The organism is Streptosporangium sandarakinum, assembly GCF_050942225.1.
In the GTDB taxonomy this organism is placed as follows: domain Bacteria; phylum Actinomycetota; class Actinomycetes; order Streptosporangiales; family Streptosporangiaceae; genus Streptosporangium; species Streptosporangium nondiastaticum.
The window spans coordinates 3289054-3305932 of sequence record NZ_CP192034.1 but is presented as its reverse complement, the minus strand read 5'-3'; the positions used below and the strand labels follow the sequence as shown (position 1 = coordinate 3305932).

The 16879-nt window shown below is 73.3% G+C and carries 15 protein-coding genes; 6 read left to right on the top strand and 9 right to left on the bottom strand.

What is annotated here, in order from left to right; genetic code table 11:
• Positions 1-48 precede the first annotated feature (48 nt).
• Entirely contained in the window at positions 49-708 is a 660-nt protein-coding gene (locus ACQP10_RS15140; RefSeq protein WP_346023288.1) for a TetR/AcrR family transcriptional regulator, read from the top strand.
• A 10-nt stretch (positions 709-718) separates the two neighbouring features.
• Here ACQP10_RS15140 and ACQP10_RS15135 read toward each other — a convergent pair whose 3' ends face one another.
• The 3 genes from ACQP10_RS15135 to ACQP10_RS15125 all read right to left on the bottom strand — a co-directional run bounded on the left by ACQP10_RS15135 (position 719) and on the right by ACQP10_RS15125 (position 3178).
• The gene (locus tag ACQP10_RS15135; RefSeq protein WP_433541569.1) at positions 719-1390 is read right to left on the bottom strand and encodes a DUF305 domain-containing protein; all 672 of its coding nucleotides are present in this window, start codon (positions 1388-1390) and stop codon (positions 719-721) included.
• A gap of 86 nt (positions 1391-1476) precedes the next feature.
• Positions 1477-2001 carry a hypothetical protein gene (locus ACQP10_RS15130; protein WP_433541568.1) on the bottom strand — a complete coding sequence of 175 codons (525 nt, stop codon included), beginning with the start codon at positions 1999-2001 and terminating at the stop codon, positions 1477-1479.
• Between the two features lie 211 nt (positions 2002-2212).
• On the bottom strand, positions 2213-3178 hold the full coding sequence (locus tag ACQP10_RS15125) for a glucosyl-3-phosphoglycerate synthase (RefSeq protein WP_346023285.1): 966 nt from the start codon (positions 3176-3178) through the stop codon (positions 2213-2215).
• Between the two features lie 150 nt (positions 3179-3328).
• Between ACQP10_RS15125 and ACQP10_RS15120 the strand changes: the two genes are divergently transcribed.
• A complete protein-coding gene (locus ACQP10_RS15120; protein ID WP_433541567.1) occupies positions 3329-3916 on the top strand; it encodes a hypothetical protein in 588 nt (195 codons plus the stop codon).
• A 340-nt stretch (positions 3917-4256) separates the two neighbouring features.
• On the top strand, positions 4257-5813 hold the full coding sequence (locus tag ACQP10_RS15115) for a hypothetical protein (protein WP_433541566.1): 1557 nt from the start codon (positions 4257-4259) through the stop codon (positions 5811-5813).
• 127 nt (positions 5814-5940) lie between these two features.
• On the opposite strand, the gene ACQP10_RS15110 is transcribed toward ACQP10_RS15115, so the two are convergent.
• A complete protein-coding gene (locus ACQP10_RS15110) occupies positions 5941-7410 on the bottom strand; it encodes a helix-turn-helix domain-containing protein (protein WP_386148880.1) in 1470 nt (489 codons plus the stop codon).
• 239 nt (positions 7411-7649) lie between these two features.
• On the opposite strand from ACQP10_RS15110, the gene aceA reads away from it, so the two are divergent.
• Positions 7650-8939 carry an isocitrate lyase gene (gene aceA, locus ACQP10_RS15105; protein ID WP_179817930.1) on the top strand — a complete coding sequence of 430 codons (1290 nt, stop codon included), beginning with the start codon at positions 7650-7652 and terminating at the stop codon, positions 8937-8939.
• Between the two features lie 143 nt (positions 8940-9082).
• Here the strand turns inward: aceA and ACQP10_RS15100 are convergent, their stop codons facing one another.
• The 3 genes from ACQP10_RS15100 to mihF form a co-directional block, all read right to left on the bottom strand.
• Positions 9083-10549 (bottom strand): MFS transporter, encoded by a 1467-nt coding sequence (locus ACQP10_RS15100; protein WP_433541565.1) that lies wholly within the window; start codon positions 10547-10549, stop codon positions 9083-9085.
• A 908-nt stretch (positions 10550-11457) separates the two neighbouring features.
• Positions 11458-11820: a hypothetical protein gene (locus tag ACQP10_RS15095; RefSeq protein WP_346023282.1), complete on the bottom strand. Its 363-nt coding sequence runs from the start codon at positions 11818-11820 to the stop codon at positions 11458-11460.
• Between the two features lie 673 nt (positions 11821-12493).
• Positions 12494-12802, bottom strand: coding sequence for an integration host factor, actinobacterial type (gene mihF / locus ACQP10_RS15090; RefSeq protein WP_179817933.1), 309 nt, complete (start codon positions 12800-12802; stop codon positions 12494-12496).
• Between the two features lie 161 nt (positions 12803-12963).
• Here mihF and ACQP10_RS15085 point away from each other — a divergent pair, with 161 nt between their 5' ends.
• Both ACQP10_RS15085 and ACQP10_RS15080 read left to right on the top strand, forming a co-directional pair.
• On the top strand, positions 12964-13137 hold the full coding sequence (locus ACQP10_RS15085) for a hypothetical protein (protein ID WP_189249375.1): 174 nt from the start codon (positions 12964-12966) through the stop codon (positions 13135-13137).
• Between the two features lie 549 nt (positions 13138-13686).
• On the top strand, positions 13687-13974 hold the full coding sequence (locus ACQP10_RS15080) for an HU family DNA-binding protein (protein WP_179817935.1): 288 nt from the start codon (positions 13687-13689) through the stop codon (positions 13972-13974).
• A gap of 8 nt (positions 13975-13982) precedes the next feature.
• On the opposite strand, the gene ACQP10_RS15075 is transcribed toward ACQP10_RS15080, so the two are convergent.
• Together ACQP10_RS15075 and ACQP10_RS15070 are read right to left on the bottom strand one after the other, a co-directional pair.
• On the bottom strand, positions 13983-14798 hold the full coding sequence (locus tag ACQP10_RS15075; protein WP_346023281.1) for an ABC transporter ATP-binding protein: 816 nt from the start codon (positions 14796-14798) through the stop codon (positions 13983-13985).
• A 97-nt stretch (positions 14799-14895) separates the two neighbouring features.
• Complete coding sequence (locus ACQP10_RS15070) at positions 14896-16683, bottom strand: serine/threonine-protein kinase (protein WP_346023280.1); 1788 nt, start codon at positions 16681-16683, stop codon at positions 14896-14898.
• Positions 16684-16879 lie beyond the last annotated feature (196 nt).

Below are 16879 nucleotides of genomic sequence, written 5' to 3'. Positions count from 1 at the left end.
CAACCAGTTGGATAGCGTTCCGGCGGACGGTCCCGTACACTTCGGCGCATGTCGAAGGAATCCACCAGGGACGCCCTCCTGTCCGCCGCCCGCGCCGAGTTCGCCGCCCACGGCATCGCCGGAGCCCGGGTCGACCGCATCGCCGAGCGCGCCGGGGTCAACAAGGAGCGCATCTACGGCTACTTCGGCAGCAAGGAGAAGCTCTTCGACCAGGTCATGATCACCGTGCTGGACGAGCTGACCGCGGCGGTCGCCATGCCGGGCGACGACCCGGTCGAGTACGTCGCCAAGATCTACGACTACTACCGCACCCACCCGGAGCTGACCCGCCTGCTGATGTGGGAGTCGCTGCACTACCGCGACGGCGAGCTGGAGGGGCAGGAGCACCGGGTCGCCAGGTGCGCCAGGAAGGCCGAGTCACTCGCCGCCGGGCTCGGCCGCGAGCCGTCCCAGGAGACGGCGCGCACCATGATGACGCTGATCGGGCTGGCCGGCTGGCCGGTGGTCATGTCACGGCTCGGCCGGGTCATCCTCGGTGACGAGGCGGCGACCGAGGAGGGGCGGCTGCAGATGCGCGAGCATCTCGTCGCCTTCGCCCGGGCCGCCCTGGGCGGGGAGCCGGACGCCGCCCGCCCGATCCCGGGCGGGCGGCCGAGCGGGGCCGCGGAGGGGGACGCGAACGGTCCCCGCCCGGACGGCCCCGCCTAGGACGGTCGGCTCACAACCGGTCGAGGAGCTTCCTCATCTGCTTGATCTCGGCCTGCTGGGCGGCGATGATGTCGGCCGCGAGCTTCTTGGCGGCGGGGTCGGCGCCCTGTGCCTGCTCGGTCTCGGCCATGCCGACCGCGCCCTCATGGTGAGCGATCATCATCTTCGCGAACATCCGGTCGAACTCGGCGCCCTTGGCCGCCTTGAGGTCGGCCATCTCCTTGTCGCTCATCATGCCGGGCATGTCGTGGCCCATGTGGCCGCCGTCGGGCATCTCGGGCGCGCCCCAGGCCTTGAGCCAGCCGGTCATGGCGGCGATCTCCGGGTCCTGCGCTCCCTTGATCTTCGCGGCCAGGTCCTTCACCTCCGGGTCGGCGGCCCGGGTCTCGGCGAGTTCGGCCATCGCGACGGCCTGCCGGTGGTGCGGGATCATCATCTGGGCGAACATCACGTCGGCGGCGTTGGAACCGGTCGCCGGCGAGGTGCTCTCGGCGGGTGAGGCGCTCGCGGCGGGCGCGGGCGCACCGCTCGTCATGCCGGCCATGCCGGCGTTGCCCGGCTGGGCGCTCGTCGCGTCGCCCCCGCCGCCGCAGGCGGTGAGGAGTGCGAGGGCGCCGGCCCCCGCGGTGACGGCGAGGGCGAGCCTGCGCAGGGCGGGGCGGGTGAGGTGGTGCGTGGACATCTTCGCGTCCTCTTTTCGTTCCGTCGGGTCTGCGAACCGGTCGTCCGCGGGCGCGCTTCAACCGCCGCCCGCGGTGGACGGCCGGCCTATATGCGGAGGACCGACAGACGTGCGAGACGCAGGGCCGTCCTGGGCGGGGGCGGCCGGGCGACGAGCGGCGCCGGCCGTACGCCGGCGGGCCGCGCCTCCCGGCTCCGCCGCGTCCACGCCCACGCCGCTCCGGCGAGGATCAGCACGAGCGAGGTGAGCACGGCCAGGCAGACGGAGGACGGATCGGAGGAGGGAAGGGTGCCGCCGGGGCCGGAGAGCGAGCCCCGGGGGTCCGGCGTCAGGTGGGACGCCGCGCCGGCGCCGGGCCGCCCGTGATCACCGGGCAGCACCTCCGGCGCACCGTGACCGCGGCCGTGTACGGCGACGGCGGCTTCGCCTGTTCTTGGCATACCGCGGTCGTGTACGGCGACGGCGGCTTCGTCCATGCCGGGCATGCCGTCGTGCCGCCCGCCGTGGTCGAGGTGCCCGAGCGTGTGCATCCCGGCGATGCCGAGGACCAGGGCGACGAGGAGCAGCCAGCGGTACGCCGGAAGGGCCGGTCGGCGGGTCGTGCCGTCCATCTCCCCTCCTCCGCGTTCGCGCTCCGCCCGTCGCACGGGCCTTCCCCTCAGAAAAGCATATGGCGGCCCGGAGCCGGTCCCGCCGCGGGCACGGCCGTACCGGACCGTCGCCGGCGTGGCCGGGCAGCCGGCCCCGGGACCGGGATTCCAGGGCCACGGGACGGCGCCAGGCGGACGCCCGTCCGACCGGCGGCCCCGACGGGGCGGAAGGTCAGCCGGTGGCGTGGGAACGCCGGCCGGGGACGGTGGCCATCGGGGGACGCTCGGCCACGGCCGTGTCGCGGACGGTCGCCCGGTGTCCCCCGGCCCCCCCGGCCCCGCGGCGGAACTGCACCAGCCGGGGGGACGGCTCGTGCAGGGGGATCATCTTGTTCTGGCGCTCCAGCCGGGACCAGCAGGTCTGCAGGATCTGGGCGGCCATGCCGCCGAGCGCCTCGGTGGACTGGTGGGAGTGGACCCGGCGGCCCAGGTCGACCTGGGCCAGGGCGTCGAGCCCGGCGAGCTCCAGCAGGTCGACCAGCAGGGCCAGCTCCACGCCGTAGCCGGTGACGAAAGGGACGCGCTCCAGCGCGGAGCGCCGCCCGGCGTACTCCCCCGCCAGGGGCTGGACGAACCCGGCGAGCATCGGCCAGTGCAGGTTGAGCAGCGGGCGGGCGACGAGCTCGGTGACGCGCCCGCCGCCGCCCTGGACGTCCCGCAGCGGCCGGTCGTAGCAGCCCTTGACATAGACCACGCCCGGGTCGGCGAGCAGCGGGCCGAGCAGCCCGGTCACGAACGAGGTCCGGAACTCGCGCAGGTCGGCGTCGACGAAGACCAGCAGGTCGCCGGAGGTCGCGGCGAGCGACTTCCACAGCGCCTCCCCCTTGCCGTCCAGCGGCTTGAGGTCGGGGAGGACCTCGTCCTGCGCCACCACCCTGGCGCCGGCCCGGGCGGCGCGCGCGGCGGTGTCGTCCACCGAGCGGGAGTCGACGACCACGAGCTCGTCCACGAGGGGGACCGCCTCCATCAGGTCGCGCCGGATCGCGGCGACGATGCCCCCGACCGTCTCGGCCTCGTCGCGCGCGGGCAGCACGACGCTGACGGTCGCGTCGCCCTTGGCCTCCAGCAGCCACGGCAGCGGCCAGTCCTCCGACGATGAGGTGCGTCTCCGCAGCCATGCCTCCACTTCAGGCAGCACAGCCCACCCTTCTCATCCTCGGCGACCTACGGCTATCACCATATGCGTCGATAATCATGGACGACTATCGGGGAACACCTCCTGTCTTCTGTGCTCCCCGCAGGTGGGAGGATCTGCACAGACCGGAGGGAAAGGGGCACCATGGACCCGGTGGCCGTGATGAAGGCGGCACGCATCGTCCGTGACGAGCTTGACCGGCTGCTGGGCGGGTCTTCCGGGGAACTGCGCGGGCGACTCGATCCGCTGCTGGCCGAGGAGGGCCGGCAGGCCCCCGGGCCGCTGGCCGACGCCATCGTGATGCTGATCGTCCAGTACGGTCCCGTCTGGGAACGGTTCAGCGAGCTGATGGTCGCGGGCGACGTGAACAGCGTGGACGGCGGCGGACCCGCCGGTCCCGGCGCGCCGCACGGGGCCGCTCCCGCGCTTCCGGCCGCTCCCGGCGCGCCGTTCCCCGGATCCCCGAACCCGCCGACGCCCCCGGTTCGGCCGGCCCCGGGACGCCGTTCCCCGGCCCCCGAACCCGCCGACGCCGTTTCCCGGTTCTCCGATTCCCGGTTCTCCGAACCCGCCGATGCCTCCCGGCGCGGCGGGCCCCGGCGCGCCGCCGCCCGGCCAGGCCGGGCCGAACCCGCCGCCTCCCGCGCCCGTCGGCCCACCGCTGATCGCAGATCCGGTGGACGTGAACCCGCCGGTCATCGGCCAGGTGGAGCCGGAGCCGCCGGCCGGGCCCTCCGCTGAGCCGGGCTCCCCGGAGTGGGGGTTCCCCGGCCAGGACGGGCCGATCGGCGCGCCGCCCGCGTGGGGCGGGCCGATGGATGCGCCATCCGGTCCGGCCGGGCCCGAGTGGCCGCCACCCGGTCAGGCCGCACCGCCGCCCCCGCCGCCCGTACCCGGGTGGACGTCGCCGGGCCAGGCCGTACCGCCGCCCGCACCCGGCTGGGCGCCACCGGGTCAGGCCGCACCGCCGCTCCCGCCGCCCGTGCCCGTGTGGCCGCCGTCCGGGCAGACCGGGCCGTCCGCACCTGACGGGCCGGCCGGCGCGCCGCCCCCGCAGACGGGCCCGGCCGGTGCGCCCCCGGTGCGGACCGGGCCCGAGTGGCCGCCGCCCGGACTGCTGGGCTCCGCGCGGACCGAGGAGGAGCAGGCCACCACGTCCGTACGGCGGGACGGTACGGAGGAGCCGCAGCCCGCCCGTCCCGCGCAGGGAGGCAAGGGTCCCTCGGTACTCGGCCGGCTGACCGGCGCCTTCCGCAGGCGGCGCCCCGAGTCCGCCCCCTCCGGCCCGGCGTGGGCCGGGTTCCCGCTGATCCAGGTGACCGGCGAGGTGGTCGCCGGGACGGAGACGCGGGTGGAGGTCGGCGTGGTGCCCGGCGAACCCGGCGTGGCCACCGGAGCCCCGCCCGGGAACCAGGCCGCGGGTCCGGGCGCCGCTCCGGCGTCCCCGGCCGCCCCGGCGGCGCCGTACAGCGGTGAGCCGTTCGACCTGGACGTCCAGCTCGTCGCCGAGGGGTTCGAGGCGCCCGGCGGCTGGCGGGTGCGGCTGCGCGTCGATCCGGCGACGCCGTACCCGAGGACGGCGGTGCGCATGGTGGCGCTCCCGCAGGAGCAGCCGGTCACCGCGCGGCAGATCCAGGCGGTCCACTCGGTGCGCGGCCAGGTGACAGGGTTCGGGGTGCGCGCGCTCGCCGTCGTCGGCGCACCCGGCATGCTCCCCCAGGAGGGCGACGCTCAGCCGGTCGCCGGCACCCGGGTCCGGACGGGGAGCGACGCCGACCCGCCGGACGTCACGGCAGTCGTCGTGCACGGCGACCAGCCGGGACGGCTGTGGTGGACCTACCACTCGCCGCACTTCCTCACCCCTGACCGGGCGGAGGTCTGCGAGCTGGGCACGCGGATCTCGGAGTTCGGGCGGCATCTGGCGGAGCAGGCCGGCAGCCTCGACGACATGGGACGCCGGATCGCCGCGCGGATCCCGCGGGGCTTCTGGGAGCTGCTGCACGCGGTGGCGGCCCGGGTGGCCCCACGCCGCCCGAACGTGCTGATCGTCTCCCAGGAGACGCACGTCCCCTGGGAGCTGGCCGCGCTGGAGCACCCGTTCGACCCGTCGGTGCCGCCGTTCCTGAACTGCCAGGCGGTGACCGGCCGCTGGCCGCTGGGCGGGCGGCGCCCGGAGCTGCCGCCGCCGGCGCGGGCGGCCGGGCGGAGCATGGCGGTGGTCTACGGCGGCGCCGAGCCCCACCCGCTGACCGGCGCGTACGGCGCCGCCCGGATCAACCCCGTGCTGAGCGAGGTGCTGGCCCTGCTGTCCCAGCCCACGGACATGGTGCACTTCACCGCCGGAGGCTCGGCGGCCGAGGCGCTGGGCCGGGGCATGGGCGGCGCGCCGTTCGTCTTCCTGGAGGAGCCGGACGACTGCCAGGCGTTCCTGCTGGCGGGCGCGAGCGCGGTGGTCGCCCCCCTCTGGCCGGTCGGCGACGACGGCCTGCCGCAGGAGTTCTACCGGCGCTGCCTGGCCGGGGAACCCCCGGCGGAGGTGTTGCGCTCCCTGCGCTGCCAGGCCCCGGCCACCGCGACGGCCTACCGGTTCTTCGGCCACCCGTCGCTGACGCTGTCGCCCGGCGGCCCGCCCGCGTGACGGGCCGCCCCGGCGGACCGCGTGACACGCCGTGCCCGCCGGGACGCCGCGGTCCCGCCGGCCGGAGGACGGGGCGGCGCGGGTCAGTCGAGGGCGTGGCGCCGGCCGGAGGACGGGGCGGCGCGGGTCAGTCGAGGGCGTGGCGCTCCAGGAAGGTGTAGACGTCGGCCTCGTCCACCCCGGGGAAGGAGCCCGGGGGCAGCGCCGCCAGGACGTGGGAGTTGCCCCGGGCGGAGGGCCAGGCGTAGCCCTCCCAGCGGCGAGCCAGCTCGACCGGCGGGCGGCGGCAGCAGTCGCCGGTGGGGCAGCCGGAGCGGGTCCGGTTGGTGGTCTCCCGCCCGCGGAACCAGCGCGACTCCCGGTACGGCACGCCGAGGGTGATCGCGAAGTCCCGCTCGCGGCTCGGATCGACGTGCGCGACGCAGAAGTAGGTGCCGGTGGGCGAGTCGGAGTACTGGTAGAAGACCGAGAACCGGTCCGGTGAGAGGAAGACCTGCCGGCCCGACCACTGCTGGCACATCCGCTGGCCCTCGATCGCGCCCTGCTCGTCGGCGGGGAAGACGATGCCGTCGTTCTCGTAGGCCTTGTAGATGATGCCGCCGGCGTCGTTGCGGACGAAGTGGCAGACCAGGTCCAGGTGGTGGGTGGCGAGGTTGGTGAAGCGGTGCGCGGCCATCTCGTAGGAGACGGCGTAGACGTCACGCAGGTCCTCCACGCTCAGCGCCCGGTCCTGCTTGGCCTCCCGCAGGTACGGCACGGCCGTGGCCTCGGGCACCAGCACGGCCGCGGCGAAGTAGTTGGCCTCGGTGCGCTGGCGCAGGAAGTCGGCGAAGTCGCGCGGCTTGTGGTGGCCGAGGGCGAGGTGGCCGAGGGTCTGCAGCAGGATGGTGCGCGGCGTGTGCATGCCGAGCTGCTCGTGCTTGACGTAGATGCGCCGGTTGCGCAGGTCGGTGATGGAACGCACCGAGCGCGGCAGGTCCTGGACGGTCTGCACGGTGTAGCCGAAGTGCGTGACCAGGGCCTGGACGGTGCTCTGCGACAGCGCGCCGGCGCGGTAGCCGACGGCCGACAACGCCTCGGCCGCGGCCTTCTCGATCTCCTCGAAGTAGTTGCCCAGCTCACGCTGCGTACGGCGCAGCTCGGCGTTGGCGGCGCGCGCCTCCTCGGGGGTGGCGGTGCCCTTGGCCTGGCGCGAGCGCAGCTCGCCGTACAGGCCGAGGATGTGCTCCAGCACGTCGTTGGGGACGCGGGCGGAGACCTTGAGCCTGGCCAGGCCGAGCCCGGCGTAGACCGGGTCGCGCTGCGCCTCCTCCAGCGCCATCTCCAGCTGCGCCCGCCTGCTGGGCGCCTGGCGGCGCAGCAGCTCCTCCACCGGCACGTTCAACGCGGCGGCCAGCGACTTCAGCAGCGACAGCTTCGGCTCGCGCTTGCCGTTCTCCAGCAGGGACAGCTGGCTGGGGGCGCGGCCGACGCGCTCGCCGAGGTCGGCGAGGGTCAGGCCGCGCTGCTTGCGCAGGTGGCGGAGACGCTGGCCGAACGCGATGAGGTCCAGCTCCTGCGTCAAGGTCAGCGGTTCTTCACCCACCAGTGATCCCATGCTCCGATGCTAGACGAAATTTCAACGGATATTTCCATACAGCGAGGACAGCTGTGACCCTCGTTGCGCGATTGGTCTAGTCCACAGCGCAAACTGTACGGTTCTTCTGCTCTGAATACCGGCTGGTATTAGCTCTGTGGGAAAAAATGACGTTCTTTCGCCAACTTCGGCCTTGTTCGCCCGTTTCGCCCCGACTCACACTCAGACCAAGGCACCCAGGGGACGACAAGGAGTGAAAAATGATCGATCGCCTCAAGGGAGCCGCAGAGGAACTGCGGCGCGAGTGGGAGAACGACCCCCGCTGGAAGGGCACCGAGCGGGCCTACACCGCCGAGGATGTGATCCGGCTAAGGGGGTCGGTCCAGGAGGAGCACACCCTGGCCCGGCTCGGCGCCGAACGGCTGTGGAGCCTGCTCCACTCCGAGGACTACGTGCACGCCCTGGGCGCGCTCACCGGCAACCAGGCGGTGCAGCAGGTCAAGGCCGGTCTGAAGGCGATCTACCTGTCCGGCTGGCAGGTCGCCGCCGACGCCAACCTGGGCGGGCAGACCTACCCCGACCAGAGCCTCTACCCGGCGAACTCGGTCCCGGCGGTGGTGCGGCGCATCAACAACGCGCTGCTGCGCGCCGACCAGATCACCTGGTCGGAGGGCGACGGGAACGCGCCGCACTGGCTGGCCCCGATCGTGGCCGACGCCGAGGCCGGCTTCGGCGGCGTGCTCAACGCCTTCGAGCTGATGAAGGGCATGATCGCCGCCGGCGCGGCGGGCGTGCACTGGGAGGACCAGCTCGCCTCCGAGAAGAAGTGCGGCCACCTCGGCGGCAAGGTGCTCATCCCGACGAGCCAGCACATCAAGACCCTCAACGCGGCCCGCCTGGCGGCCGACGTCTGTGGGGTCCCGTCCCTGATCATCGCGCGGACCGACGCCCAGGCCGCGACGCTGCTGACCACGGACGTCGACCCCCGCGACCAGGTCTTCACCACCGGCGAGCGCACCGCCGAGGGCTTCTACCGGGTCCGCAACGGCGTGGACGCCTGCGTCGCCCGCGGCCTGGCCTACGCGCCCTACGCCGACCTGCTGTGGATGGAGACCTCCACGCCGGACCTGGACGTGGCCCGCGAGTTCGCCGAGGCGATCAGGGCGCGCTACCCGGACCAGATGCTGGCCTACAACTGCTCGCCGTCCTTCAACTGGAAGAAGCACCTGGACGACTCCACGATCGCCAAGTTCCAGCGGGAGCTGGGCCACATGGGGTACAAGTTCCAGTTCATCACGCTGGCGGGTTTCCACTCGCTCAACCACTCGATGTTCGACCTGGCCCACGGCTACGCCGAGGAGGGCATGAGCGCCTACGTCCGGCTGCAGGAGGCCGAGTTCGCCTCCGAGGCGCGCGGCTACACCGCCACCCGCCACCAGCGGGAGGTCGGCACCGGATACTTCGACCTGGTCAGCACGGCCATCGCGCCGGACTCCTCGACCACGGCCCTGCGGGGCTCCACCGAGGAGGAGCAGTTCGAGGCTCACTGACCCGCGAGGACACGCCCCGGCGGCGGTGACCGCGGGCGCCGACGCGGTCCCGGGCCGGGAAGCGGTGACGGAACGGCTCGGCGCCGGACAGGCGAGAAGGGGCCCGCCGGTCAGACGACCGGCGGGCCCCTTCTCTGACGCTGTCAGCCGGTGAGGCGCAGGTCGGCGTCCGGGTCGGGGACGGGCCGGGACGCGACCTCGGCGCCCCGGGCACGCGGACCGGGGAGCCTGAGGGCGGCCAGGACGGCCGTCAGCATGACGGCGCCCAGAACGTAGACGGCGGTGCGCATTCCCCCGGTGGAGGCGGCGCGCATGGCCTGCCCGGACAGCCCCTCGATGCCGTGGTTGGCGACGGCCACGAGGATCGCCAGACCCGCGGCGGTTCCCACCTGCAGCGCGGTGGAGGCCACCCCGGAGGTCAGACCCTGTTCGTCCGCCGAGACGCCGGTGCCGGCGGCGATCCACATGGCCTCGTAGGTGATGCCCATGCCCAGACCGATGACGACGACCCCGGCCAGGACGGTGAGGACGGATCCGTCCGCGTGCATGCCGGGGGCCAGGAGCGCAGCGCCCACGGCGTTGGCGACGATGCCGGTGATCAGCGTGCTTCGGGTGCCGAAGCGGTGGATCAGCCGCTCGCTGAGGAAGTTGCCGGCCGTGATCGACAGGGTCGGGCCGAGGAATGCCAGCCCGGTCTCCAGGGCGCTGAAGTCAAGGACGTTCTGGAAGTACAGGGTCAGGAAGTACGGCACGGCCTGCATCGTCAGCCCGAAGACGAGGATGACCACGACCGCTCCGCTGAACGCACGGTTACGGAACAGCCGCAGCGGCATCAACGGCGTCCGACCGCGGGCCTGGACACGCGGGAACGCGGCCAGCAGGACCGCCGCGAGAACGGCAGCGGTGATCACCTCGGCCCGTGCCCAGCCGACCTCGGAGCCGTGCGCGATCGCAAAGATCAACAGTGTGACGCCTGCGGTGCCGGTCAGGGTTCCGGGGACGTCGATGCTTCCTCTGGTGACGCGGCCGTCCGGGGGCAGCAGGGCGAAGGCGGCGACGGCACCCGCGGCGGCCAGCGGGACGTTGACGTGGAACACGGCCTGCCAGCCCAGCGCCTGGGTGAGCACCCCGCCGGCCAGCGCGCCCACCGTGAGCCCGCCCGCACCCGCCATGGCCCAGACCGTCAGCGCACGGTTGCGCTCCCTGCCTTCGGCGAAGGCCGTGTTGACCAGGGCCAGCACGGCGGGGAACAGCACCGCGCCGGCGAGGCCCTGCAAGGCGCGCGCGGCGAGCAGCACCGCCGGCGCCGTGGCCAGGCCGCCCAGAACGGAGGCCACGCCGTACAGCGCCATGCCGAGCACGAACATCCGCCGACGTCCCATCAGGTCGGACAGCCGGCCGCCGACCAGCAGGAAGCCTCCGTAGAGGACGGCGTACGCGGTGACCACCCACTGCAGGGTGTGCGGGGTGAAGCCGACCTCGGCGGCGATGTCGGGCAGGGCCACATAGATGATGGTGAAGTCGAGACTGATGATCAAGTGCCCGAGCGCGAGCAGCGCGAGGCTCCATCCCGGCCGTCGGCTGCGGGCCGGGGACTGAGTTGTGGACATGGGTGTGCCTTTCGTCCGTGTGTGGTCCGGTGGCCTGTCATGGCTGCACCGGGACCGGCGGGCATTTGTTGGCACACCCCTTGAGGGCACTGGGATGGGCGGCGCCCGGGCTCGATTCGTCCGGTCCGGTCATCGCCCCTCCCTTCCCTGCGTGTTCCGCGCCGTTTTCGGTACGACTATGCCGCTCGCAGCGGTCCACGGGATCGGGCTACCGATCGACATGACCCCGGGACCTTGGGCCTAGGACCACCGGAGGTCTCCGCGACGAGATCGGCTCCGTTGACGCACGAGGCCGTTCATCGCGCCGGACCCATCCGGTCCTGTTCGAGCCCAGAACCATCGGCGGTCCTGCAACCTCACCGGGCCCGAACGCTGTCCCCGGGTGAGCGGATCGCGATCCCGTCCGGGCGCTCCGCGACATCGCCTTCGAGCCGAGGACGCACGAACAGGCGATCAACAGGCCGATGGCCAATGGCCATCGGAGTGTCCCGGGCGGACGCCGGGTATGTCATCGGCTGGTACGCCGCGCCCGGTGATTCCTCCACGACCGTGGACGACGCGGCCGCACGGGTGACCGGCCGTCCGGCATGTACGTTCGCGCAGTGGGCGGACGGGCACGCGGACCGTTTCCAGACGGGGGTGGTGATCTCTATCGGCTGAACGCGCCCGCGCCGGCCGATCTCCCTGATTCGGGGCTGCGCGTTTCCGCGTTCCCCCACCATGAGGTGATACGGAACCCACGCCTTCGCCAGGCCGGCCGCCACCGGCAGATCAATGTGTTACGACGACCGCTGGAAAGCGTCATCCCCCGGGAGGCTGGGCGTTCCACTGCCGGGCCGGAGCGGGTGACACGGGCAAGGCGCTTTCCGGGCCCGGCGACGTCCGATGCGCGGCCACGATCACGGGGGCTAGGAGACGGCGGTGTAGCACTCCACTTCGGCCCGCCGATAGGTCAGCCCGGCCTTCACCAGATTCGCGATGCACTCGCACTGTTTCCCGGTGAGCGTGAGATCGCCGCAGACGGTGACGCCGGAGTAGGTGCGGCAGTCGAGGTTCGGGTTCGCCGCGCCGATCCGGTAGGTGCTCTTGACCCGGGCCCGGCAGTCGGCCCGGAGCGACGCTCTGCCCGCGTAGTCGCACTGGTTGAGGAGAATCCGGTACTGCGATTCGCTCACCGGCGTCCTGGGCTTCGCCTCGGCCGCGGCACCCGCGCCGGAAAGCGTCGCCGCGGTGCCCGCCAACAGCGCCGCCACTGCGATGATCCGCTTCATGATGCCCCCCTTTGGCATCCAGTATCCGATACGCGAACGCGGGATTTCCACCGTGGACGAGTAACCATCCAGGGAACCTCCCGGCCCGGCCGATGCTCCCTCTTCTACTTCTTCCCCGTCTTGCTGTACTCATGGCGACGCTGCGCGTCGCGGCTCGGGGCTGTGTTCATGGCGACACTTCGCGTCGCGGCTCGGGGCTGTGTTCATGGCGACGCTGCGCGTCGCGGCTCGGGGGCTCTTGCCCGGTGCCTTCCCTCGTCACTCGCTCGCTGCGCTCGCTCTCTCCTCAGTCCAGACACCGGCGCCCCCTCGCGGGCTCATGGCGACACTTCGTGTCGCGGCTCGGGGGCTTGAGTCCGGTGCCTTCCCTCGTCGTTCGCTCGCTGCGCTCGCTCTCTCCTCAGTCCAGACACCGGCGCCCCCTCGCTGTGTTCACGGCGACACTTCGTGTCGCGGCTCGGGGGCTCTTGCCCGGCGCCTTCCCTCGTCGTTCGCTCGCTGCGCTCGCTCTCTCCTCAGTCCAGACACCGGCGCCCCCTCGCGGGCTCATGGCGACGCTGCGCGACGTGGTGAGGCCCCGCCGTACGGACGATTGGACGTCCGTACGGCGGGGCCTCACTTTCCCGCCGCCCTCCCGCCTGGGCGCGCCGGGGGATCGGCGCGCCCGGGGTGTTCAGCGCTCGACGGCCTGCAGCAGCTTGCGGCGCTGCTGGGCGCCGAGACCGCCGAGCCGGCGGGTCTCGTCCACGTCGGCCGTCTTCATGAGCTGGGCCGCCTTGACGTTGCCGATGCCCGGCAGTGCCCGCAGCGCCTGCGAGACCTTGATGCGCTTGGCGACCTCGTCGTCGCGGCCGAGCAGCTGCTCAAGGCTCACGGACCCGGCCTTGACGTCGGCCAGGAGCTTGGCCCGGGCCGCACGCGTCTCGGCGGCCTTGGCAAGTGCCGCTTGACGCTGTTCGGGGGTTAGCTTGGGCAAGGCCATGTTGGTTTCTCCCTGGTTGCTTGGGTTCTGCCGTCCTGTTACCCACAGCGACGCGGCTAATCATCCTGGAACCAGGGAAAAACAGGGCATCTGCCACTGACCACCACGATATGCCCGAATGGTTACCCCAGACTTACCTGACTCTTCGTAGCCTCGACCTCATGAGTATCTGGCAAGGACCGGACGGCATCGAGGTGGAGGCGGTCGTGCTCCACGACCTCCCCTGCCTGCGGGTTACCCGGCGTGTCGGTGACCGTCAGGTGCTCCTGGCGTACTGCACCGACGTGCGGGAGGTCGGCGAACACGTCGACCTGGCCGAACTGGTCGCCTCCTGAGGAGACGGCCGGGTGTGCGGGGAACGGCGGGAGGACGACCGCGGGGAACGACGGGAGGCCGACCGGCCGTTCCCCGGGCGGGACGGGTACGGCGAAGGCGGTTCCGCACCGCCGGGAGGAACCGCGGGCGGAACGACGGGCCGCCCGGAGGGCGAGGCCCCGTACGGAACCGGCGACCGGCCGCCCCGGGGGCGAGGCCGGTTCGGCATCGAGGTGAACTTCCCCGATCACCGAAGCGTCCCTGTGCACAGGGAGGCCAGCATGGAAGTACTCGACGGCCTCGCTGACGAGAGGCTCCGCCTGGAGCTCCTCCTCATCGAAGCCCTGCACCGCGAAGCGGAACGGCTGGCCGCGCAGGCCGGCCTCACCTGACCGGCACGCCCCTGCCCGGGACGCACGGCAGGACTCCCCGTACGGCCGTGGTGTCCCGGTACGCCGCGGCCGTACGGGGAACCCGGCTCGACGCCGCGGCCGATGATGGCGTTAGCTATTCCCCTTGGCATCCTCCCCACGGTTGAAGTCCGGGGTCTCCACGCTCAAGGAGTTTCGATGAACAAGCGCGAGCTGATCGACAAGGCCGCGGCCGAGGCGGGGCTCAGCAGGCGACAGACCGCCGCAGCCCTGGACGCCATCCTCGGCGTCATCCAGACGACCGTGGCGGCCGAGGAGAAGGTGGCCATCCCCGGCTTCGGATCCTTCGAGATCGTCCACAAGCCGGCACGCACCGGGCGCAACCCGCAGACCGGCGAACCCCTGGAGATCGCGGAGACCTGGACCGCCAAGTTCAAGCCCAGTCCGGGCTTCATGGGCCTCATCCGCCAGCGCAAGAAGGACTGACGCCGCGGTCAGCCCCGAACGGCACGGGCGTACCAGCGCCCGTCCAGGGCGTCGATCCGCAGCGGCCTGCCGAAGCACTCCGACAGGTTCTCCCCGGTCAGCACCTCCCCCGCCGGACCGGCCGCCTGGACACGGGTGTCGCGCATCAGCAGGGCGTGGGTGGTGGTGGCCGGGACCTCCTCCAGGTGATGGGTCACCGTGACCGTGGTCAGCGCGGGCCGGGACGCGGCCAAGCCCTCCACGGAGGCGATCAGGTCCTCGCGCGCGGGCAGGTCGAGCCCGGCGAACGGCTCGTCCAGCAGCAGTATCACCGGCTCGGCCATCAGCGCCCTGGCGACCCTGACCCTGGCCCGCTCCCCCTGGGAGCAGACGCCGAACGGCCGCTCGGCGAGGTCCTTGCACCCCATGTCCGCCAGCAGCCGGTGGGCCCGCTCGTGCTCGGCCGGGCCGTAGCGGTCCCACAGCGGGGCGCTGGTGCCGGTGTGACCGGTCAGGACGACGGTGTGCGCGGTCGCGCCCTCGCCCTCCAGCAGCTCCTCGTCGACGAGCCGCTGACTCGCCGCCACCAACCCGATCCGGCGGCGCAGCTCCCGCAGGTCGACCCGGCCCAGGCGCTGGCCGAGCACGGTGACCGAGCCGCTGCTGGGGTGCCGCACGGCGGCCGCCAGGGACAGCAGCGTGGTCTTGCCCGCCCCGTTGGGTCCCAGCACCACCCAGTGCTGGCCGTACTCCACCCGCCAGTCGACGCCGGACAGGAGGGTCCGCCCCACCACCCGTACCTCGACGCCGCTCAGCTCCACCGCCCCGGGTCCGAACCCGCTCATCGTCCTCCGTCCGGCTCCGCACGTACGACGATGATCACCCTAGCCGACCCGGCGGTCCTCGCCTCCGGCCGGGCGGAAGCCGCCGGATCACGGCCTCTCAATCGCCGATCTGGACCGACGGGGTCGCGCCCGGCGGGGGCGAGGACGTGCTCTCCGTGGCCGACGGCGCCTGCGACGGCGCCGGGCTCTCGCCGTCACCGGTCTGCGGGATCTGGGTGAAGGAGGGCCTGGTACCGGGAGTGGGCGCGCCCGTCGCCTCCGGGCAGCCGCGGTTCGCACCCCGGCCCCGGCCGTTGCCCCGCCCGTTGCCGCTGCCCCGGCCGTTGCCTTTGCCGTTGCCCGGGAGGTCAGCGCAGGTCTGCGGCCCGTCACCGCCGCCGGGCGGGCCGGCGGTGTCGCGGGTACGGCTCGGGGACGGCTCGGCCGAGATGTCCGGAGAGGTGTGGGCGGTGGGAACCGGCACCGTGCGGGTGGCGGTGACCGTGACCGTGGTCGGCTCGACCGGGGGCGCCGACCGCGTCCCGCCCTCCGGCGGGCGGGACGGGCGGAACGCGGACGTCGCCGTCGCGCCCTCGGCCGGCACCACCACCGGGACGCGCTCGGGGACGCCGACCCCGCCGGCCCCGTCCACCCCGCCGTCACCGGCCCTCGCCGCGGCCACCACGGTCAGCGCCGCCATGGACACCGTGGCCAGCGCGGCGAACCCCGCCTGCGAGAAGCTCCCGCCGCGTCCCGGCGCCGCCCGCCTGGAACCCCGCGCCCGGGAACGTTCCCGCGAGGGGCCGGCGGGCGCGGACCGCCCCTCCTCTCCCGGCCGGTACGGCACACCCGCCGACGGATACGGCGCCGCCGCGTACGGGTACGGCACGGCACCGGACGCGACCCCCGCCCCCGCCCAGGGGGACGCGGCCCGCGACGCCCCGGAGCGCCCCGGGCCCGGGACCCGCGGCGCGGCGGGGGGATACGGCACCGCCGTCCAGATATCCCCCAGCACCCCGGCGACCGCCTCACGCGGATCAGCCGGCGCGGCCACACCGCCCGCCGCCAGCAACGCCACGAGCAGGTCGGCGGCGCGGGGACGGTGCGCCGGGTCCTTGGCCAGGCACGCCTCGACCGCCGGGCGCAGCAGCATGGGCACCGAGGAGAGACGTGGCGGCTCGACCATGATGCGCCGGGTCAGCACGTCGAGCTCGCCCGTGCCGAAGGGGTGGTGTCCGGTGGCCGCGTAGGCGATCACGCAGCCCCAGGCGAAGACGTCGGAGGCGGGCCGCGCGGGCCCCCCGGTGAGCCGCTCCGGGGCGACCCAGCCGGGGCTGCCCATGACCTGTCCGGCCTGGGTGTGCGCGCCGGGGGCGTCCACGTCCGTGGCGATACCGAAGTCGATCACCCGGGGCCCGGAGGGCGACAGCAGCACGTTGCCGGGCTTGAGGTCGCGGTGCACCAGCCCCGCCTCGTGCACCGCGACCAGCGCCGCGGCCACCCCAAGGGCGACGCCGTAGGCCAGGTCGGGCGTGAGCGGGCCGCCGGCGGGCACCACCTGGGACAGCGCGGGCCCGGGGATGTACTCGCAGACCAGGAAGGGCCGGTCGCGGTCGGTGCCGTCCTCGACCACGGCCGCGGTGCAGAAGGGCACCACGCGCCGGGAGAACGCCACCTCCTCGGCGAACCGGGCCCGGAGCGTGGGATCGTGCAGGTGCAGCGGATGCGGCGTCTTGAGCGCCACCACGCCGCCCTGGGGATGCTCGGCGAGATAGACGACGCCCATCCCGCCCACGCCGAGACGGCCGAGCAGCAGGTAACGGCCGATGATGACCGGGTCTCCCACGGTCAGCGGCCGCACACCGGGCGGCAGGCCGTCGATGGGTCCGGTTCCGCCACGCACCATCCTGGTCGAGCCTCCCGTGTCCGCGATACGGCAGAACACACTGTGGCCGTAACCCGCGGCGCTTCGCGCCCGACCGGACACAAGCGATATGACAGGTAAGGCGACTGATCCCTCAAGGTAAGTAACCCCTGGTACGCGGGACACGGATGGTGCCCGGCGTGACACCGTGACCGGCCGGTACGGCCCGCGGCGGGCC